The following is a 25,575-nucleotide window of genomic DNA, read 5'->3' on the forward strand; positions in this document are numbered from 1 at the left end:
GATGGCGGGCCGGCGGGGAACGCGTTCGTCACTCCCCTCGGCCGAAGGCGACACCACTCACTACGTTACTCGAATGATACGTTCGTGTAGTCCGCGACGAGAGTCGGATTTCGCGTAACTTCCGGGTGCGCCTGAAGGTCTTGCACGTGATTCTGCGAGGCCATTGTGTTGTCCTGCGTGAACGCCGGCAGTGCCGGGAGTTGTTCGACGATCTCACGGATGACGGGTTCGTAGATATCGTAGCGTTCCTCCTGGCCGGCCGTGTTGCGGCCCTCAGCAATCGCCTCGTGGAAGCCGTCGCTGCCTCCGTAGTAGTGGCCCTGGTTCGTCCCTGCTGCGCTCTCGTGGAAGAGCGGGTAGAGGTAGTAGTCGGGGTCGGGACCGCCGGTCCAGCCCAGTAAGTACATCTGATAGTCGTCGGCGTTCCCGCTGGTGTACGTGTCGACGAGCGTCGCGAAGTCCAGTACCTGCACGTCGGCCCCGTAGCCGATCTCGTCCAGCCGGGTGGCGATCCGTTCGGCGAGTTGCGCGCGGATCCCCTCGGGCGTGATGATCGTCGGCGTGAAGTCGTCCGGCGCGTGTTCGTCGAGCAGCGACTTCGCCTGATCCGGGTCGTACCCCGGCAGCATGTCCTGGTACTCGTCTTCCGGGAACCCCCAGACCTCGTTGACGACTGGCGGAATCGGACTGTACATCGGCGAGGTCACGTTCTCGCCGTTGGATTCGATGAAGTCGGACATTGAGAACGAATGGGCGATAGCCCGTCGCACTTCGGGGTTCGTCGTCGGCCCCTCGTTGCAGTTAAACGCCATGTACATGTACGTCGGACTCTCCGCGGAGTGGAGGGTGACCCCTTCCTCGTTCTCGAGGACGCCCCAGTCGTCGTTCGGAATGCCCGCGATGACGTCGGTGTTCCCCGCGCGGATCTCGGAGATACGACCCGCCGCATCGTCGTGAGCCACGAAGCGAGCCTGCTCGATGTTCGGATCGAGATCGCCCCAGTAGTCGTCGTACTTCTCGATTTCGACGTACTCGTTTTCCTGCAGCTCGGAAAACTCGAACGGGCCGGAGCCGACCGGATTCTTGTTGAAGGCCTCGCGGTCTTCGGTTCGGTAGCTCTTCGGAACGACGGTCACACCCATCGTCGCGAGTTCGAACGGGCCGTAGGGGTCGTCCCCGAGATCGACCTGCAACTGATAGTCGTCGATGACCTCGGTGCTCTCGATCATGTTGTACTCCGAGGCGTTCTCCGTCTCCTCCTCGACCGGTGCGGTAAAGGAGTGAGCGACGTCCTCCGCGGTCACGTCGTTCCCGTTGTGGAACTCGGCTGCCTCCTCGATCTCGAAAATGTACCGGGTTCCGTCGCGCTCGACGGTCGGCTCGCCCGTCGCGAGCTTCGGCTGGAGCTCGAGGCCCTCGTCGAACTCGTAGAGTCCGTCGAAGATGAGCTGAATTACCTGGAAACTGTACGCGTCGTTCGAAATAACCGGATCGAAGTTCTCCTCTCTGGACTGTTCCTGCGTAAAGTGGAGCTGATCGGAACCTTCGCTTTCGCTCCCACCGATGCACCCTGCGATTGCTGCCGCCGAGACGGCTGCACCCGAACCAAGCAGCCGTCGTCGGGTCAGTTCTGACATATGCCGTGACATACCGATGACAGCTTCAAGGAGATAGATTATATAACTTTTGGTATCTGTGCGATATATGCCGCAAAAACTCGCCCCTATGGCTGATTGGTTACCAAACTATAATGCATGTATGATGATGACAGTGTTTGATGCATGTACACAGTTAGGCTATAGTATTAATACTTTCTATCATTGGGCCAACTCGTGCCCGTTCGTTCACCCCGATGGACGAACGGAGAACTTTTTCTATCCGCCGATACAGTAGACGTGTATGAACTATCGTGCCGTCGAACCTGCGGGCGAATACGTCGCTCGCCTCGAGACCGGTGCCGACTGGCGGGCCGAGATCGAGTCGCTCGCGGACGCGGTCGAGGCCGACGCCGCCTGGTTTACCGCGCTCGGCGCGGTCCAGGACGCCGAACTGTGGTTTTACGATCAGGACGAGTGCGAATACTACCCGATCGAGTTCGACGAACCGCTCGAGGTCGCCAGCTGTACCGGAAACGTCTCCTGGCTGGACGAGGAGCGCTTCGCCCACACGCACGTCGTCCTCTCGGGACCCGACGGCGAGGCGGTCGCCGGCCACCTGAACGAGGCGACGGTCTGGGCCGGCGAGGTCCACATGCGCGTCTTCGAGGAGCCACTCGAGCGGGAGTACGACGAAACCACCGAACTGGACCTCTGGCTCTAACATGCGGCGGGAAGACGAGCAGTACTTCGAGGGGCTCGAGGAACAACTCGACGAGGCCCTGGACGTCGCGGGACGGGCTAAAAAACGGGGCGCGGACCCGAAGCCCGAGGTCGAGATTCCGGTCGCCAAGGACATGGCCGACCGCGTCGAGAACATCCTCGGGATCGACGGCGTCGCCGAGCGGGTCCGCGAACTCGAGGGCCAGATGAGCAGGGAAGAGGCGGCCCTCGAGCTCGCGGAGGACTTCGCCGAGGGCCGGGTCGGCGATTACGAGACGAAGGCGGGCAAGGTCGAGGGGGCGGTCCGCACTGCAGTCGCCCTGCTGACCGAGGGCGTCGTCGCCGCCCCCATCGAGGGGATCGACAAGGTCGAGATCCTCGAGAACGACGACGGGACGGAGTTCGTCAACGTCTACTACGCGGGCCCGATCCGCTCCGCGGGCGGGACCGCGCAGGCGCTCTCGGTGCTCGTCGCCGACTACACGCGCGCGCTCGTCGGCATCGAACAGTACAACGCCCGCGAGGAGGAAGTCGAGCGCTACGCCGAGGAAATCGCCCTCTACGACAAGGAGACCGGGCTCCAGTACACCCCGAAGGCCAAGGAGGCCAAATTCATCGCCAAACACCTCCCGATCATGCTCGACGGGGAGGCCACCGGCGACGAGGAGGTGTCGGGCTTTCGCGACCTCGATCGGGTCGACACCAACAGCGCCCGGGGCGGGATGTGTCTCGTCCTCGGCGAGGGGATCGCGCTGAAGGCCCCGAAGATCCAGCGCTATACCCGAAACCTCGACGAAGTCGACTGGCCGTGGCTCCAGGACCTCATCGACGGCAACTACTACGACGACGAGGGAGAGACCGGCGACGACGAGTCCGACGGCGACACTGACGGGGAAGCGACGGCCGAGGGCGGTACCGAGGAAGCGGAAGCCGACGACGACCCCACCACTGACGAATCCGAGGGCCCGCCCCGCGTCGAGACGTCCGAGAAGTTCCTCCGGGATCTGATCGCCGGCCGCCCCGTCTTCTCTCATCCGTGCGCACACGGCGGCTTTCGCCTGCGCTACGGCCGCGCGCGCAATCACGGCTTCGCGACCGCCGGCGTCCACCCCGCCGCGATGCATCTGGTCGACGACTTCCTCGCGACGGGCACCCAGATCAAGACCGAACGCCCCGGCAAGGCCGCCGGCGTCGTCCCAGTCGACTCCCTCGAGGGACCGACGGTCAAACTCGCCAACGGCGACGTCCGCCGGATCGACGACCCCGAGGACGCCCTCGAGATCAGAAACGGCGTCGAGGCGATCCTCGATCTCGGGGAGTATTTGGTCAACTACGGCGAGTTCGTCGAGAACAACCACCCGCTCGCCCCCGCCTCCTACACTTACGAGTGGTGGATCCAGGATCTCGAGGCCGCGGGCGCTGACGTCCAGGCGCTCGAGGACGACCCTCGAATCGACCTCGAATTCCCCGATTCCGAGGACGCCCTGGAGTGGGCCCTCGAGTACGACGCGCCGCTCCATCCCGAATACACCTACCTCTGGCACGACATCTCCGTCGACGCGTTTCGGACGCTGGCGGCGGCGGTCGCGGACGGCCGTGTCGAGGGGGACGTCGACGGCGACGCACTACTCGTTCTCGACTACACCGACCCCGTTCGCGAGGCCCTCGAGACGATCGTCATCGAGCACCGCCAGCGCGCGGACGAGGACCGCATCGAAATCGACGACTGGCGGCCGTTCGTCCGTACGCTCGGCTGTGGGCCCCGACGCGCGGTGGCAGACGGCGCGGCACTCGAGGCCGACGGACGCGAGGAAGCAGCTGTCGAGCTCGAGCGCACGTGGTCCGACGACGACCTCTCCGAGCGGGCTCGGACGTGGGGTCACGAGACCGATGGGGACAACGCGATCGAGGCGGTCAAAGAGGTCGCGCCGTTTCGGGTCCGCGAACGGGCACCGACCCGGATCGGCAACCGAATGGGCCGCCCGGAAAAATCCGAGAGCCGCGACCTGAGCCCCGCAGTTCATACCCTGTTCCCGATCGGCGAGGCCGGCGGCGCACAGCGAAACGTCGCCGACGCCGCCAAACACGCCGAAACCATGTCCGACACGCCCGGCGTCGTCGAACTCCAGATCGGCCGTCAGCGCTGTGAGTCCTGCGGAACGGAGACGTTCAAGAACCGCTGTCCGGACTGCAACGCCCGGACGACGCCGGACTACCGCTGTCCCGACTGCGACGAGCGCCTCGAGCCCGACGAGGCCGGTCGCGTCGAGTGCGACCGCTGCGAGCGCGAGGGCACGTGCGTCGAAACCCGCGAGATCGACGTCCACGAGGAGTACCGCGACGCGCTCGAGTCGGTCGGCGAACGCGAGAACGCCTTCGAGATCCTGAAAGGCGTCAAGGGACTCTCCTCGCAGAACAAGGTCCCGGAGCCGATCGAGAAGGGCATCCTGCGCGCCAAACACGACGTCTCTTCGTTCAAGGACGGGACCGTGCGCTACGACATGACGGACCTGCCGGTCACCGCCGTCCGCGCGAGCGAACTCGACGTCGACGTCGGCCAGCTCCAGGCGCTCGGCTACGAGGAAGACATCCACGGCGAGCCGCTGACTCACGAGGAGCAACTGGTCGAACTCCGCGTCCAAGACATCGTCCTCTCCGACGGCGCGGCCGAGCACATGCTGCAAACGGCTAACTTCATCGACGACCTGCTGGAGCAGTACTACGGCCTCGACCCCTTCTACGAGTTCGAGGACCGACAGGACCTCGTTGGTGAACTCGTCTTCGGGATGGCACCCCACACGTCTGCCGCAACTGTCGGGAGGGTGGTTGGTTTCACGAGCGCAGCGGTTGGGTACGCTCATCCGTACTTTCACGCCGCGAAACGCCGGAATTGCGACGGGGACGAAGACTGTGTAATGCTGTTACTTGACGGTCTACTTAACTTTAGCAAGTCCTTCCTCCCCGACCAGCGCGGGGGCAAGATGGACGCACCCCTGGTCATGTCCTCCCGCATCGACCCATCCGAGATCGACGACGAGGCCCACAACATGGACGTCGTCACCCAGTATCCCCGCGACTTCTACCTCGCGACCCGCGAGCAGGCCGACCCCGAGGACGTCGACGTCGAGATCGCCGAGGACACGCTCGGAACCGACACCGAATACACCGGCTTCCAGCACACCCACGACACCACCAACATCGCGATGGGTCCCGACCTCTCGGCGTACAAGACGCTGGGTTCGATGATGGACAAGATGGACGCCCAGCTCGAGCTCTCGCGCAAACTCGCGGCCGTCGACGAGACGGACGTCGCCGAGCGGGTCATCGAGTACCACTTCCTGCCGGACCTCATCGGGAATCTCCGGGCCTTCTCCCGGCAGGAAACCCGCTGCCTCGATTGCGGGGAAAAATTCCGCCGGATGCCCCTGACCGGCGACTGCCGCGAGTGTGGCGGCCGCGTCAACCTCACCGTCCACAAAGGATCCGTGAACAAGTACATGCAGACGGCCATCCAGGTCGCCGAGGAGTACGACTGCCGCGACTACACGAAACAGCGGTTAGAGGTCCTCGAGCGCTCCCTCGAGAGCATCTTCGAGAACGACAAGAACAAGCAGAGCGGGATCGAGGATTTCATGTAGGAAATTTTGCTCTGCGGGCGCGGCGATGCCGCGCCCTCGGCAAAATTTCCATCAAAAGCACTCCTCCTTCCGTTCCGGGACGCAGAGCGTCCCTCCACATCAGTCGTCGGCCCGCTCGCTCACTTCGTTCGCTCGCGGTCGATAACTGGGTAAGGGCCTGCCCTCCCCCGGGTCGCGCGATTCGCCGCGATTGCGGCGAACGCGCTCCCGGCCGAATTGAAGCGAAAGAACGTGCGACGTGGACTTAATCGCTGGTGGCTCGAGTAACGCCGGGCATCCCTGCCTTGGTGTACTCCGGCTCCGGGGAATACCGCGGGTCCGGGAGCCACTCCCGGAGGCTCTCGTTGAATCGGTCGGGGCGCTCTCGAGGTGTCCAGTGGCCACAGTCGTCGATCAGGTCCAGCGTGGCGTTCGGAATCAGGTCGGCCGCGCGGACCGACCACTCGACGGGGACGAGCGGGTCCTGTTTGCCGTGGACGAGCAGCGTCGGGACGGACAGCGACTCGAGGTCGTCGACGAAGTTCGTCCGGACGCGGCCGTTGAAGGAGAGCTCGTTGTTCTGGAACTCCTCGAACGCCTGTATCGAACCGGGTTCCATCAGCTTTCGTTGCGCGTCCTCGACGAAGCGGTCGGGCAGCGACCCGGCGTCCGCGACGAGGCTGTCGAGGACCATTCGGACGCTCCGCGTCGAGGAACTGGCGGCGATCTTCCCGAACTGAGTCATTCCGGGGATCTGTGACAGGACTTTCCACTGGAGGGCGCTCGGCAGTTTGCCACCGAGGCCGTAGCTGTCGACGAGCGCCAGTCGGTCGACTCGGTCGGGATTCTCGAGCGCGTAGCCGAGTGCGACGCCGCCGCCCATCGAGATGCCGGCGAGCGAAACGCTCTCGAAGGGGAGCGTTTCCAGGAACCCGTCGAGGACGTCGACGTAGGTTTCGACGGTGTGATCGACGTCTCCCGTGCTGTTCCCGTACTCCGGCCAGTCGATGGCGTAGACGCGGTAGTCATCCGCGAGCGCGTTTATCGTGTGCCGCCACGAGACGGTCGCGTCGTCGATCCCCGCACCGTGACAGAGGACGACGGGTGGGCCGCTGGTCCCCGCACGGCGGTAGGCGATCCGACAGTCGCCGATCGTGGCGACACCGGTCCCGCTCATGATCGAATCACGTCGGTATCTGGGTCCGGAGCCGTATTAGGTACCGGTTTGCTGGCCATCTGTACAGGCAGTGAGTCTTTCCATTCGTCCGTAGAGTCCCCTCCTCTCCCGTCGTCCGCCCGCCCGGTAGCGACCGGCGTCACCCTCCGTTCGCGTGCCGCCGGGCGGTGCGTTCCGGGCGGAAACCCTCCGGCGGATCCGGGGATGTGACTAATTATCATACCACGTCTCTATCCTCGTGGTGTATATTGTTTTCTATTACCGTGCTGCTACCTGTCATCCGTAGCTGCGATCGTCATCGAAGGGCAATCAGGCGGAATCGCATGGATTCCTCCTGGTGTTCTCGTACCGTCCGTTTTCAGCCGCTCCGTGCCCTCGAGCGGCCGCTCGCACAATGCGCGCCGTCACTTTATCCCAGTCGACGGTGTGGACGTGGGTATGGTCAAAACTGGCGAGACACCGGCGAAGGAGGGCGACGACGAGGCCGTCGAGGAGGTAGAGAAGCTCAATTTCGGGCAGTCGGTCTACGACGAGGACGGCAACGAACTCGGGCGCGTCCGGGGTTTCGAGAAGAGCGGGTTCTTCGTCACCACCCGCGACGGAGCCGAGGGGATAAGCGTCGAACACGCCCGTTCGGGCCACGAGTTCGGCGAAGCCGAGCTGATGTGGCGCTGTATGGAGTGTGGCGAAATGGGAGAGATCGACGAGGGACTCCCAGATCAGTGTCCGAACTGCAACACCGAACGGGAGAACCTGATGTACTGGACCGAGGACTGAGCCGGTGACGGTAGTGGACACGTGATCGCCAGCGGGGACTGCTCTAATTCTATATAGCGCTTGAGGATTTACTGCTGCTCGTAGCGTAGATTCGTGCTGATAGTTACCATGGCCGGAGAACGGTGACAACTGGCGTTCGGAACGACGGTCTACACCGGAGACGGTACCAAAATCGGCCCTATTCGCGACGTCGACGAGAACGGAGTTTACGGTACGCTTCGCGACGGGATAGAGTGACTGAGCGTCGAACACGTCCGTTCGGGGCAAACGTTCGGCGAAGCCGAACTGATGTGGCGCTGCTGGCCGGAATCGGAACCTCGGCTGCCCGACCCGTTCTCAGTACCGATCCCGTTCCGTCTCGTAGCCGTCTTCGACCGTCGCGATCGCGTTGTCGACCGCCTCACCGTCGCTGGTCCCGAAACCGATCCCGGTTCGCCACGTCGGATCGGGGGTGTCGCTGCCGTCGTAGTCGCCGCTCTCGAGGGAGAGGCCCGCACCGAAATCGATCTCGCCCGCGCTGGCGTCGGTTCGATCGATCCACCCGTCTGCCTCCTCGTAAATGTCGAACCAGGCGCTCCGGTTCTCGCCCTCTTCGACGCCGACGTCGCCGACGCGGTGGCCGTCGAAACTGGTCCCCACGGCGGGGTGGACGTACCGCTGGACGATCGCGACGCTGTACTCGTGATCGGTCGCGACGAACACGTCGTAGTCGCCGTCGTCAGTCACCCAGCCCTCGTTGCGTTCCTCACCGATAGTGGGATTCGCGATCGAGTATACCGTGTGTCGGAGATCCGGGCTGGCGGCATAGCGGGGCGGTGCGTACGCCCCGAGCTCGAGGTCCCGTTCGACGAGCAACGCTGGGCGAGCGGCGCTGACAATGGCTCGCTGCGTGATCTCCGGCCAGTATCTGACGACCGCGTAGTCGGGATTCGTGTACTTCCACTCCACCGTTGCAGTCGTTTCCGGTATCGCATCGCCGACGCTCACGTCGGCCCCGATCGCGTCGTCGCGTGTGTTCGTCGCGAGTTTCCACTCGCTGTCCCAGAGGACCGTGTGGAGGTCGGCAATCATCGGCGATTCGTACGCAGTCACGCTCTCGATGACCGCGCCGCCATCGACGTACTCGACGAGGTCGAACCCGATCGGAGAACCGCCGCGATCGGTGCCGTCGATGCGGTGACGTTCATCTTCGCTCTCGGTGCTCGAGGCCGATGCAGTCGCTGCCCCCCCGACGACCGTCAGTCCACCGACCGCCGCACTGGTTCGGAGTACCGCTCGTCGACTCATCGTGTGCTGACGCATAGTCCCGGATCCCACGCTTCGAAACTTAATTCTATTTATTCTTATACTATATAATAAACAATAAATTGAATATACTATATTGATATTTCCGACCCGTCTTCGTCGTCGATTCGCTCGCGAGGACCGATACGTCGCTCGAGGCGAACCGTGGTACTGTAGTAGCGGTCGTCCGAAGGAGGCGCATGGACATCGTCGTCTTCGGTGCCGGCAGCCTCGGCAGTCTCGTTGGCGGCCTGCTCGCACGCGAGCACGACGTTACCCTCGTCGCTCGCGAGGCCCACGCTCGCGCCGTTCGCGAGTCCGGACTCCGACTCGAGGGTATCGACGACTCCCCGATCCGCGTATCCCCAGCGGCGACGACGGACGGAACCGGTTTCGAGGCGGATCTCGCCGTCGTCACGGTCAAGTCGTTCGACACGGACGGGGCCGCCGAAACGCTCGCGACGGGGTCGTTCGACGCCGTTTGCTCCGTACAGAACGGCATGGGGAACGAAGCGACGCTCGCGGCGCGTCTCGAGGCCCCGGTTCTCGCCGGAACGGCGACCTATGGTGCGGTTCTCCGCGAGCCCGGCGTCGTCGAGTGCACGGGCGTTGGGGAGATCGTCCTGGGTGCTCGAGACGGCGGCCCTTCAACTATTGCCGAGACGGTCGGTGAGTCGTTCGTCGCCGCCGGCCTCGAGACTACCGTCGCCGACGACATGCCCCGCCGCCTGTGGGAAAAGCTCGCCGTAAACGCGGGGATCAACGCGGTGACGGCCCTGACGGCGACCGAAAACGGTGCGGTCCTCGAGGACCCGGCGACCGACCTCGCGCGTGTTGCCACCCGCGAAACGGCGCGGGTCGCTCGGGCCTGTGGCGTCTCGCTCTCGAACCGCGAGGCGCTGACTGCGATGGAGACGGTAGCGGAGGCGACGGCCGCCAACACGTCCTCGATGCGCCAGGACGTGCTGGCCGAACGGCGTACCGAAATCGACGCGATCAACGGCTACGTGGTCGATCGAGCGGCCGATTTCCGGCTCGAGATTCCCCGGAACCGAACGCTCACGGCGCTGGTGCGGACGTGGGAGCGCGGTCGCGACCTGCGGTGAGCGATCGTCTCTCGATCGCGAACTCGATAGACTGCGATCGGTCGATCACACACTGACAGCGCCGCTATCGACTCGAAATAGCAAAAATCGCAAATCTCCATCCGCGTGACGAACGCCGGGTTAGAACGGTGCTTCCGGTCCTTCGTCGACTTCGCCGCCGTCGTCGTCGACGGTCTCGCCGGGGAAGGACGGACTCATGCCGTCCATCTCTTCCTCGCCGCCATCCATGCCGGTGGAGGCGTTGACCTTCTCGATCTCGGGAATCTCCTTGACCATCCGGCTCTTGATCGCCTGGATCGTCATCGGGGAGATCCCACAGCCACTGCAGGCGCCACCGAGGGCGATGCTGACTTCGCCGCTCTCGCGATCGATGTCCTGAATCGCTGCGCTGCCGCCGTGCATCTGAATCTGCGGGAAGTTCCGTCGCAGGAAGTTCGTCACGCGGTCTTCGAGGTCGTCTCCGTCGTTCTGGGTCTCGGTACTCATAGAAAACCCTTGGGTATCAGCCCCCCTAAACCTTCCGTCCTCCATGTTCGGCTGCCGCCAGCCGGTTGTCGACGGGGGTCGAGTTACTGGAACCCGAACACGCGCTGCAGTTCGGTTTCGATTTCGTCGATATGGGCCTCGAGGATCGTCTCGAACCGCTCTTCCTCGACGACTACGCCCGACAGTCGCCCGTAGGGGTCGTCCGGAAGTTCGACGTGGAACTCCCCGTCACCGTCGTAGAAGGGCTCGCTCTCGTTCAACACCTGCTGGTCGATCGCGTGAACGAGTTCGGAGTCGTAGCGGTCGTTCATACGGTTGAACGCGTTCTTGTACGCCTGCTGGAGTTCGGGAAAGTAGTTCGCGTACTTGTCCTCGAACTTCTCGGGATCGAAGTCGGCCATACCCTAGTCCAACGGTAGCGGAGACAAAAGTCGGACGATCGGCCTCGCTCGACGGGAACTCGGCCGGCGTGGCGAGCGGGGGCGCGAACTGTGAGACGGTTCGATTCGAATCGGCTGTCTCGGAACGCCCCAGTTCGTTGATCCGGTACGGGACGGCTATATACGACCCGGCGTTCGCAAGCGGAACCAACACTCTCGCCCTCGGCGATACCGATGTACATGGCTGTTGATCAGGACCCTATCCCGCGGGAAGCGCTCCCGCCGAGATGGGGGCTCGCCGAACTCTGCGACGACCAGTTCGTCTATCGACACAGCCGCCCACCGATCGAACTGATCGCGGAGAGCACGATCGCGGACCGCTCTCATCCGGTTATCGGTATCTGTCGGTGCTGGGAGCTTCGCTACCGATACTTCCTCACGGATCGGGCGATTACCGAATCGATCGGCCGCGTTTCGACCCAGCGGGCCGCCGTCGACGGCCTGCTCGAGTGCATGCACCGCATCCACGACACCGTCTCCGCGGCCGACGACCCGCTCGAAATCCGGGAAGTCCTCGATACCGTCTCGCTCTCGGATCTCGTCCCGAGCGGGCTGTCCGCGCCGTCGAAGTAGGGGTTCGTCTCCGCGAGCGGTCCGCGGAGCCGCCTACACGCGCCGCGACAGGTGTGCCCGAATCGTTCGTTGACAGTCCTTGCAGATGCCGTACAGTCGCGTCGCGGTCGAGAGGATCGGATACCGGACGGGACACTCCGAATAGACGGATTCCACCATGGTTCGATACCGGGTGCCGCCCGGGCCGTAGCGGTTCGTCGAGCCGGCGAGCTGCGTTTGCCGGTCGGTCGTGAGCTCCTCGAGCCGATCCCGATAGGTCGCGAGCTGCTCGTGCTTTCCTTCGAGCCGGTCGAAACCACACTGGAGGAGCGACTCGTCGGCGGTCGATCGCAGCCACGAGACGATTTCGTCGACCTCGTCGATCGCCGCCTCGACCGTTTGCCGTTCGTCTCGGAGGGTTTCCTCGAGCACCGTCACCTCTCGCCGTCTGGTCGCGGTCTCCTCGAGGACGGCGATTTTGAGTGCCGGCGTCCAGCCGGTTTCCGTCGCCAGCGCGACGGCGATATCCTCGTTCAGTTCCGCTGCGATCGTTTCCACGAGCGATTCGTCAGTATCGATATCGGCGGTGCTGTGTGGCTGGACGATTTCGTCGAACGCCTCTCGAACGGTGACACAATGGGTTTCCGACGGGGATGGTGCCGATCGCTGCGTCTGAACCGGCGGTGCCATCGCCGCCGGTGATGCCGTCGGTGGCTGTCGATCCCCTGTCGGACCGGGGCTCGTTGCCGGGAGCTCTCGAACGCGCGTCGAGAACGCTTCGAACGCCGCTCCGCGCTCCGCGACGGCGTCCCGTTCCTCGTCGAGGCGTTCCAGTGCCCGATGGACGGCCGTCGATCCGGTCACTGGTCTGCCCTCCGCGTACAGACCAATCCGCCCGCCGTCTCCGAATTGCCTGCCAGAACGAACTGCCAGTCGCCGTCGCCGAGTGCGGTCACGTCGGTCACGCCGAGGGGTGCGGTCGGCGCGTCCGTTCGGCGCAGGATGTCGATCCCGAGCGGGAGCGTCGGGAACCGCTGCGTTCCACACTCGATCGCGTATCCTCGGATCGAGACGGTCCAGACGTCACCCGTCGTCGCGTCCGAATCACGCGTGATCCCGTAGTCCCGCACCAGCGACAGCGAATCCAGAAAGGCGAGGCTCGCTTCGACCGGATCGTCCGCCGGCTCGACCGGCGAGAGGTTCGCCGCTGCCGCCCGCAGGAGCGCCGTCCGTTCCGTCGCGTGCAGCTGTTCCTCGAGTTCGGCGGCCATGGTCTCGAGCAGTACCAGACAGAGTGTGTTCCGATCGGTCGTCGCTTCCGCCGCGGCCAGATACGTCTCCATGATCGCTCGCTCGGCGTCCGCGTGATCGCGGGCGGAGAGCGATTCGAAGACGGCTCCCGAGACGTCGTGACAGAAACTGATCAGCGGATTGTCCTCGCCGGTCGGTTGGTCCTGATCGACCGACGGATCGCCGGCGGGTTCCGCGACCGGTCGATCCGAGCCGCGATCGTCGCCCGTTCCCCTACGTGGCGACCGTTCCTGACTGACGATCGGATCGTAAAACGGTAACTGCGGATCGTACCGTCTGAGTGCGGCCCGATACTGTTCGGTCGCCCGTGCGGCGTCCGCCGCGTCCGTCCGGGTCGCGAATCGGTGACCGGCGACCGGGACGGGTCGTTCACCGGAGCGACCGCAGACGACGTAGTACTCCCCGCCGTCGTTGGCCAACCGTTCGATGTGATGGCGAATTTCGCGGAGCGTGGTTCCAACCATGGGTTTCTCTCCAGTTCGGTCCATCGCGGGCCGTGCGCGGGCCGCCGTCGAATCTCCCAACTGTGTTCGATTCCAACGGCTCGTTTCTCAGCTCTGTCGTTGCGTTCCCTCCGCACTCCCGTCGACGGATCTGTTATTGTTTAGGCTACCCTAAAACATAATAAGTCCTCCGAATTTTAGGTTCCCCTAACAATTCGTGGGCCGTCCCCCACCCGGACAGACTCGCTTTGATATACCGAGAAAAAGTTTATACAGTGTAAGCGCTCCGACCGGGATCGTTCGGTGTCGTCGCAGCCGCAGTCGGAGCAACGCCGAGATGCTACCGGTCTACGTCTCGGTCTCCCGATTGGATACTCCGGACGACGGCCGAACGTTCGGTTGCGGGCCGTTTTCGATTCCGTCGAGGCCGTTCTTCGTACCCCGTCGACGTAATCGACGTGACCGCCCCTCACGGACTCCCTACTCGAGGGGTTCTCTCTCGGAACGTGACGGGGTCGAGGGTATCGATCAGCCGGATCTCGGGAATCACCGTTCGACCCGGTCGGATCGACGACGAATCTCACCGGATCACGGTACGGTCAGGCGAGCGGTTGCCCAGGGACGATTCGGCTATCGACGCATTACCCCCGTCTCGAGTGGCCGACCCGACGACAATCGGTACTCTCAGTCGGCAATACCGACCAACCCGCTGGTGTCGCTCCCGAAATCGATGCCGTCCCCGACTCACCCCCGATTGACAGCGTGGGTGTGAATTCAGCCGCGGAGGTGGGGGCCTCGAGTGGGAAGCCTGTGCTTATCCGCACCTCGTTGGGCCGGTTGTAGACGGCGTCCGTCCCACTTCGTTTCCGTCTCCCTCAGTCGCCGGTAATCAGTGACTGGTGACTAACTCCGATCGCAGTCTCGACCGCGGGTCGCGGGCTTGTGCCCTCGAGCGCTGGACCTCGCGAGCCGCTGCCCCGCAGAAATAAATTATATATCGCTATATCGAATATGGGTGGTGTGTCCCCGGCAGCACAGTGTTTATGCGCACCAACAAGCTATCGGTGGTACGACCCCGCTACCTGCTCTCTGGACTCCCATGACCTCCCAGATTCCGTTCGCGATCGACTTTCACGTCCACTCCGACGACTCCTACGACGGGCACGAACCGATCGAACTCATTCTCGAGCACGCCGCGGATATCGGGCTCGACGGTGTCGTCATCACTGACCACGACGAGATAGGCGAATCGCGACGGGCAGCCCGTCTCGCGCCGGAGTACGGCCTGATCGGTATCCCCGGCGTCGAGGTGTCGACGCGACACGGCCACTTACTGGCGATCGGTGTCGAGACGCGGCCGGATCCCGGCCAGCCGTTCATGGACACCGTCGAGGCCGTTCGCGAACTCGGCGGCGTGGCGATCGTCCCTCATCCGTTCCAGCGCAGCCGGCACGGCGTTCGGAAACGTCACATCGACGACGCCGACGCGATCGAGACCTACAACTCGATGGTCTTCACCGGCTACCGCAACCGACGTGCTCGAACGTTCGCGAAACGGCGTGACTATCCTCAGATCGGTGCCAGCGACGCTCACTACCTCCCGAACGTCGGCAAGGCCTACACCGAGGTTCTCGTGATGCCCGACGCCGCGAACCCGACGAAGGCCGACATCGACGGCGCGGAACTCGTCGAGGCGATCCTCGAGGGCCGGACCCAGATCCGGGGCAAACGAACCCCGATCCGCAAGAGCGCCGTTCAGTACGGAAAGGGGGCGGTACGGAAGACGGCGTACATGTTCACTTCGCGTACGCCGCTCCTGCCGACGGTGCCGGCCTCGATGGACAGATCGACCTGATTCGATTTCCGGACTCGAGGCGATCCGCTTCTTTCGTTTGTGACAGTAGCTGACGTGGCCTGTCGCTCGAACGACTCGGACGTGAGCGGGCCGACCGTAATCCGGCCCGCGAGCGTGTTGCTATCGTGGTAACACGGAGGTGCCACGCCCTCTCCAACCGACTCACTCGCTCCGCCCCTTCGTCCACAGGAAGACGCTTCGCGTCTTCCACGCTGCTGAAAAATGGAGATTTTTCGCATCAAGCGAAACCCCCGGTTTCGCGGACCTCGCGAAGTCTGGCGGGACGGAGTCCCGCTGACCTCGCGGGAGCTTCGCTCAGTCACGAGACGGCTGCGCCGTCTCGAACGACTTCGTTCACACGTTCACGAAGACCTCGCACGACCTTCGAGCCGCGGTTCGCCGGTTGGCGAACCGCGACTCAGCGTGCGCCACCGACGTCGGTTCGCCGATCGCGAATGTAATTGACAGCCCCTAGGAGAGTTGTTCGCCGACGATCTCGTCGGCGTGTTCGACGAAGGCCTCCTCTTTCCCTTTCGGAACCGTCGCCCCCGCTGCGACGTCGTGACCGCCGCCGTCGCCGCCGACCGCTCGAGAGGCCTCCCCCATCACGACCGAGAGGTCCAACCCCTGTCGGACGAGGGAGTGCGTACCCCGCGAGGAGACTTTCACTTCCTCGTCGTTCTTCTCTGCGAACGCAATGATCGGCTTGGAGCGACTGATCCCCGCGTTCCCCATCGCCATCCCCGCGACGATGCCGACGATCGTCTCGCGGATCTCGTCGCTCGCGTGGAACCACTGGACGTGTTCCTTCTGGGTCGCCCCCTCTCGAGTCACGAGATCGATGCCGTTCGAGAGGTTGCGTCGGTGTTCGCGCAGGAGCTGCCGTGCGCGCTCGAGCGCGCCCTCCCGGTCGCCGAGACAGACGCCGAGGCCGACGTCGGCCCGCTCGTAGCGGGCGGTCGCGTTCAGCAGGGTCGAGAACTCGCTCGCGTCCCGGAGTTCGGTGCCGACAGGTTCCTCGCTGAGCACGTAGGCCGTGCTCACGAGTTGATCGATCTTTTTCGCCGGTACGCCGCTCGAGACGGCCCGCCGGACGAGCGCGCTCGCGACGGTCTGTTTCTCGTCGAACGTCAGTCCGGCCCAGCGGCGCCACTCGCCGTTGCGTTTCAACTCGAGGTCGAGCCCGTCGAGGAATCGCAACGCGCCGTTCTCGTCGTTCGAGATGCCGGGGATGTGGACGTCGCTGGCGTACTCGAGCAGTTTGGGGAGCGGTCGAGTCTGTTTTCCGTAGAGCGCGAGGTCCTTGCCCGTCTCGAGGACGCCGGCCGCGACGCCCTCGTCGACGATGCCCTGGTTCGCACCGTGGAGCTCGCCGCCAGCGGCCTGCATGTCGCCGACCGCACCGACGACCGCGAGGGCGGCGAGGTCGCAGTTGTCTGCGCGTGCGTTCGCGGCTCCCGACGCGGTGACAGTCCCTCCGTCCGCCGCAACGTCCGGATCCGGCGTGCTGTCGGAAACGTCCGCGAGCGCCCGCGCGAGAACGTAACTCGCGCCGGCTCCCGACAGTTCGGACGCGCCGTTGAGTCCGAACAGGAGCGGATTGAGGTGGTACGCCGTCTCTCGATCGGCGGGCTGGTGGTGGTCCGCGATGACGGGGGTGAAGTCACCCGCGTCCTCGTGGTCGCCGATGATATCGAGCTGGCCGCTCCCGAAGTCGGTGAAGAGAACGGTCTCGTAGGAGGTCGCCGCGATGTCCGCTATCGCGTCCTCGTCGAGTTGCTTCTCGAAGACCGTCTCGAACGGGATCTCCGCCCGCTCGAGGGCCGTCGCGGCGATCGCGGCGCTCGTGAGCCCGTCGGCGTCGATGTGGGAGGCGAGCAACACGCGATCGGCCTCGCACAGCCGCTTTGCACACGTTGTCGAGCGATCCTCGAGTTCGGGAACCGGCCCTGCCATCGAGGAATTGTGAGTCGGCTTCGGGGATAAAGGTGCGGTCCCGTCCCCGTCACAGGGGGACGATCACGTCCCGATCGTCGTACTCGAAACTCGCGTCGAACGGTGCCGAGCGCTCGGCGATCGTCTTCCGAAGCCAGGCCGCTTCCCACGGATCCGCACGGCGGACCGCTTCGTTGTCGATCACGACGGGAACGAGCCGAACGGCCGTGGGATCGCCGTCGTCTATCGCGACTTCGAAGAGGAAGCTTCGATCGTTCCGTAACTCCTCCTTGACGGTGTAATCGTCGACGAAGTCGCCCGTATCGTGGAGGATGACGCCGCCCTCGTACGGTTCGATCCCCTGGACGACGTGGGCACTGTGGCCGGGACGATCGGTACCCCCTCGTCGACGAGCCAGCGCCCGAACTCGCGATAGGTCTCGTCCGGGACTTCGACCCAGTTTGGCCCCCAGTGGAGCGACGCGACGAGCAGATCAGGATCCCGTTCCGCGGCTCGCTCGAGGCTCTCGGTGACGATCCGTCGCGTCTCCGGATTCGTCGGATCGCACTCGACGTACGCGGTCCCCGCCCGATCCCCGGTCGCAGCGTACTCGGCGCTCTGATCCGAAAACGAGACCACCGCGACGTCGAGGTCGCCGATCGACACGACCGACGGTGCTCGGGCATCGTCCGGCCGTTCGCCCGCGCCGGCGTGTGCGATATCCCCCTCGTCAAGGGCCTCGAGGGTATCCATCAGTGCCGTCGCCCCGAAATCCAGCGCGTGATTGTTCGCCAGCGACGCGAACCGGACGTTTCCGGCCTCGAGGGCGGGGACGGCCCACTCGGGGTCGGCCCGAAAGTAGTAGGTCCGGTCTGGATATCGTTCGCCCCGCGTCGAGAGACAGCACTCGAGGTTACAGCAGACGCCGTCCAGCGACTGCAGTCGGGAGCGGAGATCGCCCCAGACGGCCGCCGGATCCGCGCCGCTCCGATCGTATCGCTCGTCGACGCCGCGCCCGAGCATCGTATCGCCGACGAAGCCGATCGTCGTTCCCTGGCGGTCGCGTTCGTCGATCGCGACCCGATCGGCAGCGACCGCCGTCGGGCTACCGAGTATCGTTGCCCCCGTCGCTACCAGAAACCGTCGCCGGCCCCCGCTCATCGGTTCGATAGCCGCGCCGGTGTTTCCTCGCGAGCGTTTCGGTTCACGACCGATCGAGCGGCTTCGAGTGTGCACATCGGTCGCCACTTCGACTTCCAGTCGCAAATAGCTCGTCGCGGGCGCCGCTCCGTATCGATAGCGATCGGGTCACTAACGGTAACATTAAGCGTCCGTGACAGAAGGGGGCGGTATGAACGTCCTGGTCGCGGGGGGCACGGGCTTTATCGGTCGATCCCTCTGTCGCGTCCTGGTCGACCGCGGACACGCGGTGACGGCCGCCTCGCGGACGCCCGACGCGGACGGGCTACCCGACGGCGTCGAGACGACGGAACTGGACGTGACCGAGCGGGAACTCGCGGGGACTGTGGCCGGTCACGACGCGGTCGTCAACCTCGTGGCGCTCCCGTCGCACGTCCAGCCCCGCGGCCGGAGCCACGAGTCGGTCCACTACGACGGGACGCGCCATCTCGTCGCCGCGAGCGAGGACACCAGCGTCGAGCGGTTCGTCCAGCTGAGCGGACTGGGTGTCGAATCGGGCGTCGAGACGGCGTACTTCCGGGCCAAACGGCGGGCCGAACGCGTCGTTCGCCGGTCGAGCCTCGAGTGGGTGATCTACCGCCCGTCGGTCGTCTTCGGCGACGGCTGTGCGTTTCTCCCGTTCGTCGAGCGACTGTCTCCGCCGCTGATCACGCCGCTGCCGGGCGGCGGACGAACCCGGCTCCAGCCGATCTGGGTCGGAGACCTCGCGCCGATGCTCGCGGACGGGCTCGAGGACGATCGCCACGTCGGCCGGTGCTACGAGATCGGCGGCCCCGAGCGGCTCACGTTCGCCGAGACCGTCAGACAGATCCGCGGCGGGGGAATCGTCGTCCCGATTCCGATGGGACTGACCGCGGTCGCGGCGATGCTGGTCGATCCCGTTCCGTGGATTCCGTTCGGCCGCGACCAGTATCGCGTGCTGGGGCTGGACAATACGACGGCCGACAACGACGTCGCGGCGTTCGGCGTATCGCCGGAAGCGCTCCGAACGCTGTCGGCGTATCTGGCCGCTGCCGATCCGGAGAGCGATATCGAACCGATCGACGCATGACACCGACCAGAACCGAAATCCGCCGATTTACGGCGGCCGCGGCCGAAGCGGAGGGATCGCCGTGACCGGGCTGTTCGAGCGCGAGGTCGGCGACGAGTGGCGGACGCTCCATCCCCGCGTCCGGGACCGGTACGGACTCGAGTCAGGTGAAAACCGCGAGGCGGTGGGCGTCGGCCGAATGCACGATCTCGATCGGCATCCGCTCGCGGTGCCGGCGCTCTGGCTCGGCGCGTTCGACGATTTCCTCTTTCCAGAGCGCGGTACCGACGTTCCGTTTACGATCGTCACGGAGCCGTTCGTCGACGACGACGGCAACGAGGCGCTCGTCCTTCGCCGGCGCTTCGACACGTCGCCGCCGCGGACGTTCGTGGACACGCTCCGGTGGAACCCCGCTCGAGGGTGTCTGACCGATCTCTTCGGCAGGCACGGACGCATCGCCGCCGATCTCCACATCACTGCCGAGGACGGGGCGCTGGCGCTCTCGATCGGCACGCAGTGGATCCGAATGGGCGGCCGATATTTCACGCTCTCCTCCCCGCTGGCGGTCGACGGACGGCTCCGCGACTGGTACGACGACGAGGACGACCGGTTTCGCGTTTCGGCCGCGATCACCTCCCCGTTGCTCGGCACCGTCTTCGAGTACGAGGGTGCGTTCCGGAACGAGTTCCGGCCGCTCGAGGACCACGCCACACCGCGGCCGGCCCTCGGCGGCGTCGAGCTTCCGGGTGAGAACGCGTGAGCGACCGCCAGACGACCGCTGCTCGAACACCGGCGCCGTCGACGACCGTTCGTCCCCGCCCCAGAATCGCCGGGCGGCGCGTCACCGACCTGACCGCAGCGGCGGGCGGTGCGGTCTGGCTCGGACTCGTCGCGGGCACGCTCGGCGGCGTGATCTCTCTCGCTGCCCCGGGACTGTACGTGGCACTCGCTGCACTGGTCATCGTCCCCCTGGGCGTCGGGTTGGTCGACCTGCCTCGAGACGCGACCGCCGTGAGGGTGTCCTACCGAATCGCCGTCCTCGGACAGCTGCCGGCCGCGCTGGCGATCGTCGCCGCGCTCGCCGCGCCGCAGGGATCGCTCGCCGCGGTCGCACTCGCCGTCCCGTGGCTCGGCGTCACCGGCGCGGTCGCGCTCTGTGGACTCGGACGGTTCACCGCCCGCCGCGGCGGTCCGCTACCCGAACTCGCGATCGACGCCGGCTTGCTGTACGTGCCGGTCGCTGCGACGTTTCTCTGCATGCACGCTGCCGGCGTCAGTCTCCGGTTCGCGCCGATCATCGTTCTGCTGACGGGCGTCCACTTCCACTACGCCGGGTTCGCGTTGCCGCTCGTGGTCGGGCTGACTGGTCGAATCCTGACGGGAGAAGACGGCAGGTTTCCAGCGACGATCGCGGGACGAACGACGGCTGCGGGGACGGTCGTCATCGTCGCCGGCATCGTCCTGATCGCGATCGGAATCACGTTCTCGTCGCTGGTCGAGGTCGTCGCCGTCACCGCGTTCACCGCCGGCGTCGTGGGATTCGCGCTGCGCACGCTCCGAGACGCCGTGCCGGAAGTGCCACGACCGTCGGGTCTGTTGCTCGCCGTCGCTGCACTGTCGCTGTGCTGGACGATGGCGCTGGCGGTCGCCTTCGCGTATTCCGCTGTTCCCGGGACGCCGTCGCTCGTCACGATTCCCGAGATGATCCGCTGGCACGGGAGCGTCAACGCCCTCGGATTCGCGCTCCCGGCCCTGCTGGCGTTCCGACTGCTCGAGGACTGACTCCGGCGACACGTCGATTCCATACCGCGAGGGCGTCCGACTCACAGCGAGAGAACCAGATCGTCGCCGTCCCGATCGTAGGTCGTCTCGAACGGCGCCGATCGGTCGCGCATGGTTTCCTGAAGCCACGCCGCTGCGTCCGCGTCGGCTCGGTCGACGCGTCTGTCGTCGATGACGACCGGGACGAGCCGGAGCTCCTCGAGAGTCCCGCCCTCGAGCCCGACCTCGAAGAGGAAACTCCGGTCGTTTCGCAGGTCCTCCTTGGTAATATAATCGTCCACGATATCCCCTGTGTCGTGGAGAATGACGCCGTCCTCGTACCGCTCGACCCCCTGAACGACGTGGGCGCTGTGGCCGTGGACGAGGTCGACGCCCCGTTCGACGAGCCAGTGGCCGAACGCGACGAGCCGGTCGTCGGGGTACTCGACCCAGTTCGGCCCCCAGTGGACGGAGGCGACGACCAGATCCGGATCGGTCGCGTTCGCGCGGTCGATCGCATCTCCGACGATGCGACGCGTCTCCGGATCGTTCGGATCCATCCGTACGTAGGCCGTTCCGGGCCGATCCTCGGTCGCAGCGTACGTTGCGTAGTGATCCGCGAACGAGACGACGACGACGTCGACGTCGCCGATGGAAACCGTCGCTGGCGCGCGGGCCGCTGCCGGCGTCTCTCCGGCACCCGCCCGGTCGATCCCGCCCGCCTCGAGCGCGTCGATCGTGTCCCGTAGTGCGACCTGACCGTAGTCCATCGCGTGGTTGTTCGCCAGCGACGCGAATCGGACGTTCCCCGCCTCGAGCGCGGGGACCGCCCACTCGGGATCGGCTCGAAAGTAGTACGTCCGGTCGGGGAACCGTTCGCCCCGCGTCGACAGGCAACACTCGAGGTTACAGCAGACGCCGTCGAGGGACGCGAGGCGGGATCGAAGGTCGCCCCAGACGCCCGCGGGATCGACGCCGGCGCGTCGGTAGCGACCGTCGACGTTGCGGCCGAGCATCGCGTCGCCGGCGAATCCGATCGTCGTTTCGTGTCGCTCGTGGTCTTCGAACGCGGTCGGCTCGGCCATCGGCGCTGTGCATCCGGCCGACGCTGCGGTTCCGACGGCCGCGAGGAACGCTCGGCGGTGTCGGCTCATCGGTTCGACGACCGAGCGCGTGTCCCTTCCCTCACGTCTCGAGCCGAGGACCGGGCTTTCGGGACCGTCATTCGTCGGTCGCCACCGTCGCTGCGTCGACCGTTTCGGCCGCGAGCCGGTCGAACGTGGCCTCGCTCGCGACCAGATCGACGTCGACGCCGTTCGCCGCGGCCGTCTCGGCCGTCGGCTCGCCGATGACGCCGACGACGGCGTCCGCAAGCCCCTCGAGCGTCTCCTCGCGGATTCCACGGTCGGCCGCAGCCTCGAGCAAATGGTCGACCGTCAACGAAGACGTGAAACAGGCGGCGTCGAGCGCGCCCTCGGCTGCCAGGGACGCCGACTCGCCGCTGCCGTCGGGTCGAACCAGCCGGTAGAGAATCGTTTCGTGGACGTACGCGCCCGCGTCCGCGAGGCCCTCGAGCAACACTGGACTGCCGTGATCGCTGCGGGCGACTTCGACGCGCGCGCCGTCGACCATGGCTCGCGGCTCATCGCCGTCGTCTCGCGGTGGTTCGGAAGCCGCTTCGCGGCTTCCGTCATCACGAGACGGCTTCGCCGTCTCGAACGACTTCGCCGCGTGACTGTCCGCGGAACTCCGTTCCGCGCTACTCGCTCGTTCCGCGGAGCGTGGCTCCGCGCCCCCCTCGAGCGCCGCGACCAGCCCGCTCGAGGTGAACTCCTCGGGGACGAGATCGACGTCGTACCCTTCCTCGCGAAGCGCGTCGGCCGTCGCGGGACCGATCGCACAGACGGTTTCGCCGGTCGGTTCCCAGCCCGCATCGGAGACGAGCTCCGCGCCGGTCTTGCTCGTGAAGACGACGTAGTCGGCGTCGGTTCGGGGCGTCGCGCCGGTCGCCTCGACCGCGAGCATCGGATCGGGGACCGGGTCGGCTCCCAGCTCTGCGAGGAGGTCGACGGCTCGCTCGAGGCGATCGTCGTCGGGACGGAAGACGGCCACCGTGGGCGTGTCGCGCATTCGTTCACCCCTCCAGTTCGTTGTCGTTGCCGTCGCCATCGGCGGGCGTGCCGTAGTCGTTCTGCAGGAACTCGACGATCGAGTCCCGCGTCCCGGCGACGTCGCCGATCACGGTCACCGCGGGCGGCGAGATGTCCGCCTCGTCGCGGGCGTCGACGATGGTCTCGAGCGTCCCCGTCGCGACCTGCTGGCCGGGCCAGGTGCCGCGCTCGACGAGCGCGACCGGCGTCTCGGGGGCCATCCCCGCCTCGAGCAGCGCTTTGGTGTAGTCCGGGAGCCGACCGACGCCCATCAGCACGACGATCGTCCCGCCGGTGGCGGCCAGGGCCTCCCAATCGACGGCCGACTCCTCCTTGGTGGGGTCCTCGTGGCCCGTGACGAAGGAAACCGAGGAGGCGTGATCGCGGTGGGTGACCGGAACCCCGGCCACCGCGGGCGCGGCGATGGCGGAGGTGACCGCGGGAACGACTTCGAAGGGGACCTCGTGAGCCGCCAGGTACTCGGCCTCTTCGCCGCCGCGACCGAAGACGAAGGAGTCGCCGCCCTTGAGTCGGACCACGGACTTCCCCTCGCGGGCGAGTTCGACCAGCCGCTCGTTGATCTCCGACTGGGGCGTGCGCTCGCCGCCGGCGCGCTTCCCGACGTCCTCGCGGCGGTCGTTCGGCAGGGTCTCGATGATCTCCGGGCCGGGGAGTTTGTCGTGGAGGACGACGTCGGCGGTCTCGAGCAGCCGCTTCGCCTTGACGGTCAAAAGATCGGGGTCGCCGGGGCCGCTGCCGACGAGGTAGACGGTACCCGGTTCGGCGTCGATAGCGTTGTCTGACATTCGGTACTCGCTAGCTACTTCCCCTCGGGCTTATCTTCCTCGGAGACGCTCTCGTCGCCGTCACCCTCGGCGTCTTCGCGGGCCCGTTCGATCAGGGCCGCCGCCCCGCGGTCCGCGAGGTCCCGTGCGAACTCGCGGGCCGCTTCGGCGTGGGTTTCGATCGGGAGGTCCCGACTCCCGGTAACCGACTCCTCGCCGTCGCGGTCGAAGACGCTGACCGTCGCGTGGACGTACTCGCCCTGAACGACCGCGTAGATGCCGACCGGAGCGATACAGCCGCCGCCCAGTTCCGCCAGGATCGTCCGCTCGACGGTCGTCTCGACGCGACTCCGCGGGTGATCGATCGCGGTCTGAATATCGCGGGCCGTCTCCCCGTCGGGTGCGGTCACCGCGAGCGCCCCCTGTCCCGGCGCCGGGACGAACGTCGACGTCGGGAGCTCCTGGTAGTCGACGTGGTGGGCGAGCCCGCTGCGCTCGAGCCCGGCCCGCGCGAGGACGATCGCGTCGTACTCCGTCTCGACCTCGCGGCCGAGCGCGCCCTTCTCGAGTTCGGAGAGGTCGTCGAACCACTCGTCGGTGGTGCGGTCGTACTCGGCCTCGAAATCCTCGTCGCCTGTGTTCCCCTTGCGCTCCTTGTCGGCTTCCGTCCGCTTCCGGTGTTCCTCCTGCAGCGCGGGCGCGAGCAGCTTCTCGATGCGCGTATCGACGTTCCCGCGCAGCGGCTCGACCTCGATGTCCGACCGCTCCGAGAGCAGTTGCGCGCGCCGACGGAGACTCGAGGTGCCGACGGTCGCGCCGGCGGGCAGTTCCTCGAGCGTCGTCCCGTCGGGCGTGATGAGGACGTCACCCGGTCGTCCTCGCTCGGGAACCGCGGCGGTCACGAGCTCCGTCGGCTGTTCGGTCGGCATGTCCTTCATCGAGTGGACCGCGGCGTCGAGCTCCCCCTCGAGGACCCGTTCGTCCAGCTCGCGGACGAACGCGCCCGTCTTCCCGAGCCGGTGAATCAACTCGTCTCTGATCTGGTCCCCGGTCGTGTCGACGGTGACGAGTTCGACCTCGTACCGGCGCTCCTCCAGGGCGTCTTGTACCAGCGAGGCCTGTCGCCGGGCGAGTGCGGACCCCCTCGTCGCCAGTCGCAGCGTCCCGCGCGTTCTCATAGGCATCCGTCGGAGCCTCGAGTATGAAAAGCGCACGCTTGTCCGACGCGAGGGAGGCATGAGAAACCAACACGAGCGATTTCGATCGAGAACCGATCGTCGGGGTCGTCCGGCCGGATCGACCGCAACGTTGTGGGTGGTATTCACACACAATATTTTTGCAAAACGGA

The 25,575-nt window shown here is 65.7% G+C and carries 21 protein-coding genes and 2 pseudogenes; 10 read left to right on the forward strand and 13 right to left on the reverse strand.

Annotated elements, in window-relative coordinates:
* Positions 1-65: 65 nt before the first annotated feature.
* Entirely contained in the window at positions 66-1,649 is a 1,584-nt protein-coding gene (locus LDB05_RS15475) for an ABC transporter substrate-binding protein (RefSeq protein ID WP_226004888.1), read from the reverse strand.
* Between the two features lie 250 nt (positions 1,650-1,899).
* Between LDB05_RS15475 and LDB05_RS15480 the strand changes: the two genes are divergently transcribed.
* Both LDB05_RS15480 and LDB05_RS15485 read left to right on the forward strand, forming a co-directional pair.
* Positions 1,900-2,319 (forward strand): PPC domain-containing DNA-binding protein, encoded by a 420-nt coding sequence (locus LDB05_RS15480; protein WP_226004889.1) that lies wholly within the window; start codon positions 1,900-1,902, stop codon positions 2,317-2,319.
* Between the two features lies 1 nt (position 2,320).
* The gene (locus LDB05_RS15485) at positions 2,321-5,956 is read left to right on the forward strand and encodes a DNA polymerase II large subunit (protein ID WP_226004890.1); all 3,636 of its coding nucleotides are present in this window, start codon (positions 2,321-2,323) and stop codon (positions 5,954-5,956) included.
* A 244-nt stretch (positions 5,957-6,200) separates the two neighbouring features.
* On the opposite strand, the gene LDB05_RS15490 is transcribed toward LDB05_RS15485, so the two are convergent.
* On the reverse strand, positions 6,201-7,112 hold the full coding sequence (locus LDB05_RS15490) for an alpha/beta fold hydrolase (RefSeq protein ID WP_226004891.1): 912 nt from the start codon (positions 7,110-7,112) through the stop codon (positions 6,201-6,203).
* Positions 7,113-7,550: 438 nt separating this feature from the next.
* On the opposite strand from LDB05_RS15490, the gene LDB05_RS15495 reads away from it, so the two are divergent.
* On the forward strand, positions 7,551-7,889 hold the full coding sequence (locus LDB05_RS15495) for a TFIIB-type zinc ribbon-containing protein (protein WP_226004892.1): 339 nt from the start codon (positions 7,551-7,553) through the stop codon (positions 7,887-7,889).
* 129 nt (positions 7,890-8,018) lie between these two features.
* A pseudogene (locus tag LDB05_RS23615) lies at positions 8,019-8,192 on the forward strand (DUF7130 family rubredoxin-like protein); the annotation flags it as partial.
* A 33-nt stretch (positions 8,193-8,225) separates the two neighbouring features.
* Here the strand turns inward: LDB05_RS23615 and LDB05_RS15500 are convergent.
* Positions 8,226-9,191 carry a hypothetical protein gene (locus tag LDB05_RS15500; protein WP_226004893.1) on the reverse strand — a complete coding sequence of 322 codons (966 nt, stop codon included), beginning with the start codon at positions 9,189-9,191 and terminating at the stop codon, positions 8,226-8,228.
* Positions 9,192-9,373: 182 nt separating this feature from the next.
* On the opposite strand from LDB05_RS15500, the gene LDB05_RS15505 reads away from it, so the two are divergent.
* Entirely contained in the window at positions 9,374-10,279 is a 906-nt protein-coding gene (locus LDB05_RS15505) for a ketopantoate reductase family protein (RefSeq protein WP_226004894.1), read from the forward strand.
* A gap of 120 nt (positions 10,280-10,399) precedes the next feature.
* Here LDB05_RS15505 and LDB05_RS15510 read toward each other — a convergent pair whose 3' ends face one another.
* Together LDB05_RS15510 and LDB05_RS15515 are read right to left on the reverse strand one after the other, a co-directional pair.
* Positions 10,400-10,765, reverse strand: coding sequence for a NifU family protein (locus tag LDB05_RS15510; RefSeq protein ID WP_226004895.1), 366 nt, complete (start codon positions 10,763-10,765; stop codon positions 10,400-10,402).
* 83 nt (positions 10,766-10,848) lie between these two features.
* Complete coding sequence (locus LDB05_RS15515) at positions 10,849-11,166, reverse strand: DUF5783 family protein (protein WP_226004896.1); 318 nt, start codon at positions 11,164-11,166, stop codon at positions 10,849-10,851.
* A 219-nt stretch (positions 11,167-11,385) separates the two neighbouring features.
* On the opposite strand from LDB05_RS15515, the gene LDB05_RS15520 reads away from it, so the two are divergent.
* The gene (locus LDB05_RS15520) at positions 11,386-11,778 is read left to right on the forward strand and encodes a hypothetical protein (protein WP_226004897.1); all 393 of its coding nucleotides are present in this window, start codon (positions 11,386-11,388) and stop codon (positions 11,776-11,778) included.
* Positions 11,779-11,811: 33 nt separating this feature from the next.
* Here the strand turns inward: LDB05_RS15520 and LDB05_RS15525 are convergent, their stop codons facing one another.
* Together LDB05_RS15525 and LDB05_RS15530 are read right to left on the reverse strand one after the other, a co-directional pair.
* Positions 11,812-12,621 (reverse strand): DUF7260 family protein, encoded by an 810-nt coding sequence (locus tag LDB05_RS15525; RefSeq protein WP_226004898.1) that lies wholly within the window; start codon positions 12,619-12,621, stop codon positions 11,812-11,814.
* Positions 12,618-13,532 (reverse strand): DUF7551 domain-containing protein, encoded by a 915-nt coding sequence (locus LDB05_RS15530; protein ID WP_226004899.1) that lies wholly within the window; start codon positions 13,530-13,532, stop codon positions 12,618-12,620. The genes LDB05_RS15525 and LDB05_RS15530 overlap by 4 nt, the downstream gene beginning before the upstream one ends.
* 1,078 nt (positions 13,533-14,610) lie before the next feature.
* On the opposite strand from LDB05_RS15530, the gene LDB05_RS15535 reads away from it, so the two are divergent.
* The gene (locus tag LDB05_RS15535) at positions 14,611-15,366 is read left to right on the forward strand and encodes a PHP-associated domain-containing protein (RefSeq protein ID WP_226004900.1); all 756 of its coding nucleotides are present in this window, start codon (positions 14,611-14,613) and stop codon (positions 15,364-15,366) included.
* 471 nt (positions 15,367-15,837) lie between these two features.
* Here the strand turns inward: LDB05_RS15535 and recJ are convergent, their stop codons facing one another.
* Together recJ and LDB05_RS15545 are read right to left on the reverse strand one after the other, a co-directional pair.
* The gene (gene recJ, locus LDB05_RS15540) at positions 15,838-17,322 is read right to left on the reverse strand and encodes a RecJ family nuclease (protein ID WP_226004901.1); all 1,485 of its coding nucleotides are present in this window, start codon (positions 17,320-17,322) and stop codon (positions 15,838-15,840) included.
* Between the two features lie 49 nt (positions 17,323-17,371).
* Positions 17,372-18,462: pseudogene (locus LDB05_RS15545) on the reverse strand (CapA family protein).
* A gap of 190 nt (positions 18,463-18,652) precedes the next feature.
* Here LDB05_RS15545 and LDB05_RS15550 point away from each other — a divergent pair.
* The 3 genes from LDB05_RS15550 to LDB05_RS15560 all read left to right on the forward strand — a co-directional run bounded on the left by LDB05_RS15550 (position 18,653) and on the right by LDB05_RS15560 (position 21,313).
* Positions 18,653-19,552 carry a complex I NDUFA9 subunit family protein gene (locus LDB05_RS15550; RefSeq protein ID WP_226004902.1) on the forward strand — a complete coding sequence of 300 codons (900 nt, stop codon included), beginning with the start codon at positions 18,653-18,655 and terminating at the stop codon, positions 19,550-19,552.
* 61 nt (positions 19,553-19,613) lie between these two features.
* Positions 19,614-20,291: a DUF4166 domain-containing protein gene (locus LDB05_RS15555; protein WP_226004903.1), complete on the forward strand. Its 678-nt coding sequence runs from the start codon at positions 19,614-19,616 to the stop codon at positions 20,289-20,291.
* On the forward strand, positions 20,288-21,313 hold the full coding sequence (locus LDB05_RS15560) for a YndJ family transporter (protein WP_226004904.1): 1,026 nt from the start codon (positions 20,288-20,290) through the stop codon (positions 21,311-21,313). The genes LDB05_RS15555 and LDB05_RS15560 overlap by 4 nt, the downstream gene beginning before the upstream one ends.
* Before the next feature lie 41 nt (positions 21,314-21,354).
* Here the strand turns inward: LDB05_RS15560 and LDB05_RS15565 are convergent, their stop codons facing one another.
* The 4 genes from LDB05_RS15565 to hemC form a co-directional block, all read right to left on the reverse strand.
* A complete protein-coding gene (locus tag LDB05_RS15565; RefSeq protein ID WP_226004905.1) occupies positions 21,355-22,446 on the reverse strand; it encodes a CapA family protein in 1,092 nt (363 codons plus the stop codon).
* Between the two features lie 67 nt (positions 22,447-22,513).
* The gene (locus LDB05_RS15570; RefSeq protein WP_226004906.1) at positions 22,514-23,422 is read right to left on the reverse strand and encodes a uroporphyrinogen-III synthase; all 909 of its coding nucleotides are present in this window, start codon (positions 23,420-23,422) and stop codon (positions 22,514-22,516) included.
* 4 nt (positions 23,423-23,426) lie between these two features.
* Positions 23,427-24,248, reverse strand: coding sequence for a uroporphyrinogen-III C-methyltransferase (gene cobA, locus LDB05_RS15575; protein ID WP_226004907.1), 822 nt, complete (start codon positions 24,246-24,248; stop codon positions 23,427-23,429).
* Between the two features lie 14 nt (positions 24,249-24,262).
* The gene (gene hemC / locus LDB05_RS15580) at positions 24,263-25,405 is read right to left on the reverse strand and encodes a hydroxymethylbilane synthase (RefSeq protein ID WP_226004908.1); all 1,143 of its coding nucleotides are present in this window, start codon (positions 25,403-25,405) and stop codon (positions 24,263-24,265) included.
* Positions 25,406-25,575: the final 170 nt, after the last annotated feature.

The sequence above is a fragment of the Natrinema salinisoli genome, assembly GCF_020405205.1.
Taxonomy (GTDB): domain Archaea; phylum Halobacteriota; class Halobacteria; order Halobacteriales; family Natrialbaceae; genus Natrinema; species Natrinema salinisoli.

What these genes read in the sequence shown, in the direction of transcription:
- cobA (WP_226004907.1), bottom strand. Translation starts at nt 24,248, where the DNA reads ATGTCAGACAACGCTATCGACGCCGAACCGGGTACCGTCTACCTCGTC.
- LDB05_RS15505 (WP_226004894.1), top strand. Translation starts at nt 9,374, where the DNA reads ATGGACATCGTCGTCTTCGGTGCCGGCAGCCTCGGCAGTCTCGTTGGC.
- LDB05_RS15485 (WP_226004890.1), top strand. Translation starts at nt 2,321, where the DNA reads ATGCGGCGGGAAGACGAGCAGTACTTCGAGGGGCTCGAGGAACAACTC.
- LDB05_RS15550 (WP_226004902.1), top strand. Translation starts at nt 18,653, where the DNA reads ATGAACGTCCTGGTCGCGGGGGGCACGGGCTTTATCGGTCGATCCCTC.
- hemC (WP_226004908.1), bottom strand. Translation starts at nt 25,405, where the DNA reads ATGAGAACGCGCGGGACGCTGCGACTGGCGACGAGGGGGTCCGCACTC.
- LDB05_RS15475 (WP_226004888.1), bottom strand. Translation starts at nt 1,649, where the DNA reads ATGTCACGGCATATGTCAGAACTGACCCGACGACGGCTGCTTGGTTCG.
- recJ (WP_226004901.1), bottom strand. Translation starts at nt 17,322, where the DNA reads ATGGCAGGGCCGGTTCCCGAACTCGAGGATCGCTCGACAACGTGTGCA.
- LDB05_RS15570 (WP_226004906.1), bottom strand. Translation starts at nt 23,422, where the DNA reads ATGCGCGACACGCCCACGGTGGCCGTCTTCCGTCCCGACGACGATCGC.
- LDB05_RS15520 (WP_226004897.1), top strand. Translation starts at nt 11,386, where the DNA reads ATGGCTGTTGATCAGGACCCTATCCCGCGGGAAGCGCTCCCGCCGAGA.
- LDB05_RS15495 (WP_226004892.1), top strand. Translation starts at nt 7,551, where the DNA reads ATGGTCAAAACTGGCGAGACACCGGCGAAGGAGGGCGACGACGAGGCC.
- LDB05_RS15480 (WP_226004889.1), top strand. Translation starts at nt 1,900, where the DNA reads ATGAACTATCGTGCCGTCGAACCTGCGGGCGAATACGTCGCTCGCCTC.
- LDB05_RS15565 (WP_226004905.1), bottom strand. Translation starts at nt 22,446, where the DNA reads ATGAGCCGACACCGCCGAGCGTTCCTCGCGGCCGTCGGAACCGCAGCG.
- LDB05_RS15535 (WP_226004900.1), top strand. Translation starts at nt 14,611, where the DNA reads ATGACCTCCCAGATTCCGTTCGCGATCGACTTTCACGTCCACTCCGAC.
- LDB05_RS15515 (WP_226004896.1), bottom strand. Translation starts at nt 11,166, where the DNA reads ATGGCCGACTTCGATCCCGAGAAGTTCGAGGACAAGTACGCGAACTAC.
- LDB05_RS15490 (WP_226004891.1), bottom strand. Translation starts at nt 7,112, where the DNA reads ATGAGCGGGACCGGTGTCGCCACGATCGGCGACTGTCGGATCGCCTAC.
- LDB05_RS15510 (WP_226004895.1), bottom strand. Translation starts at nt 10,765, where the DNA reads ATGAGTACCGAGACCCAGAACGACGGAGACGACCTCGAAGACCGCGTG.
- LDB05_RS15500 (WP_226004893.1), bottom strand. Translation starts at nt 9,191, where the DNA reads ATGCGTCAGCACACGATGAGTCGACGAGCGGTACTCCGAACCAGTGCG.
- LDB05_RS15530 (WP_226004899.1), bottom strand. Translation starts at nt 13,532, where the DNA reads ATGGTTGGAACCACGCTCCGCGAAATTCGCCATCACATCGAACGGTTG.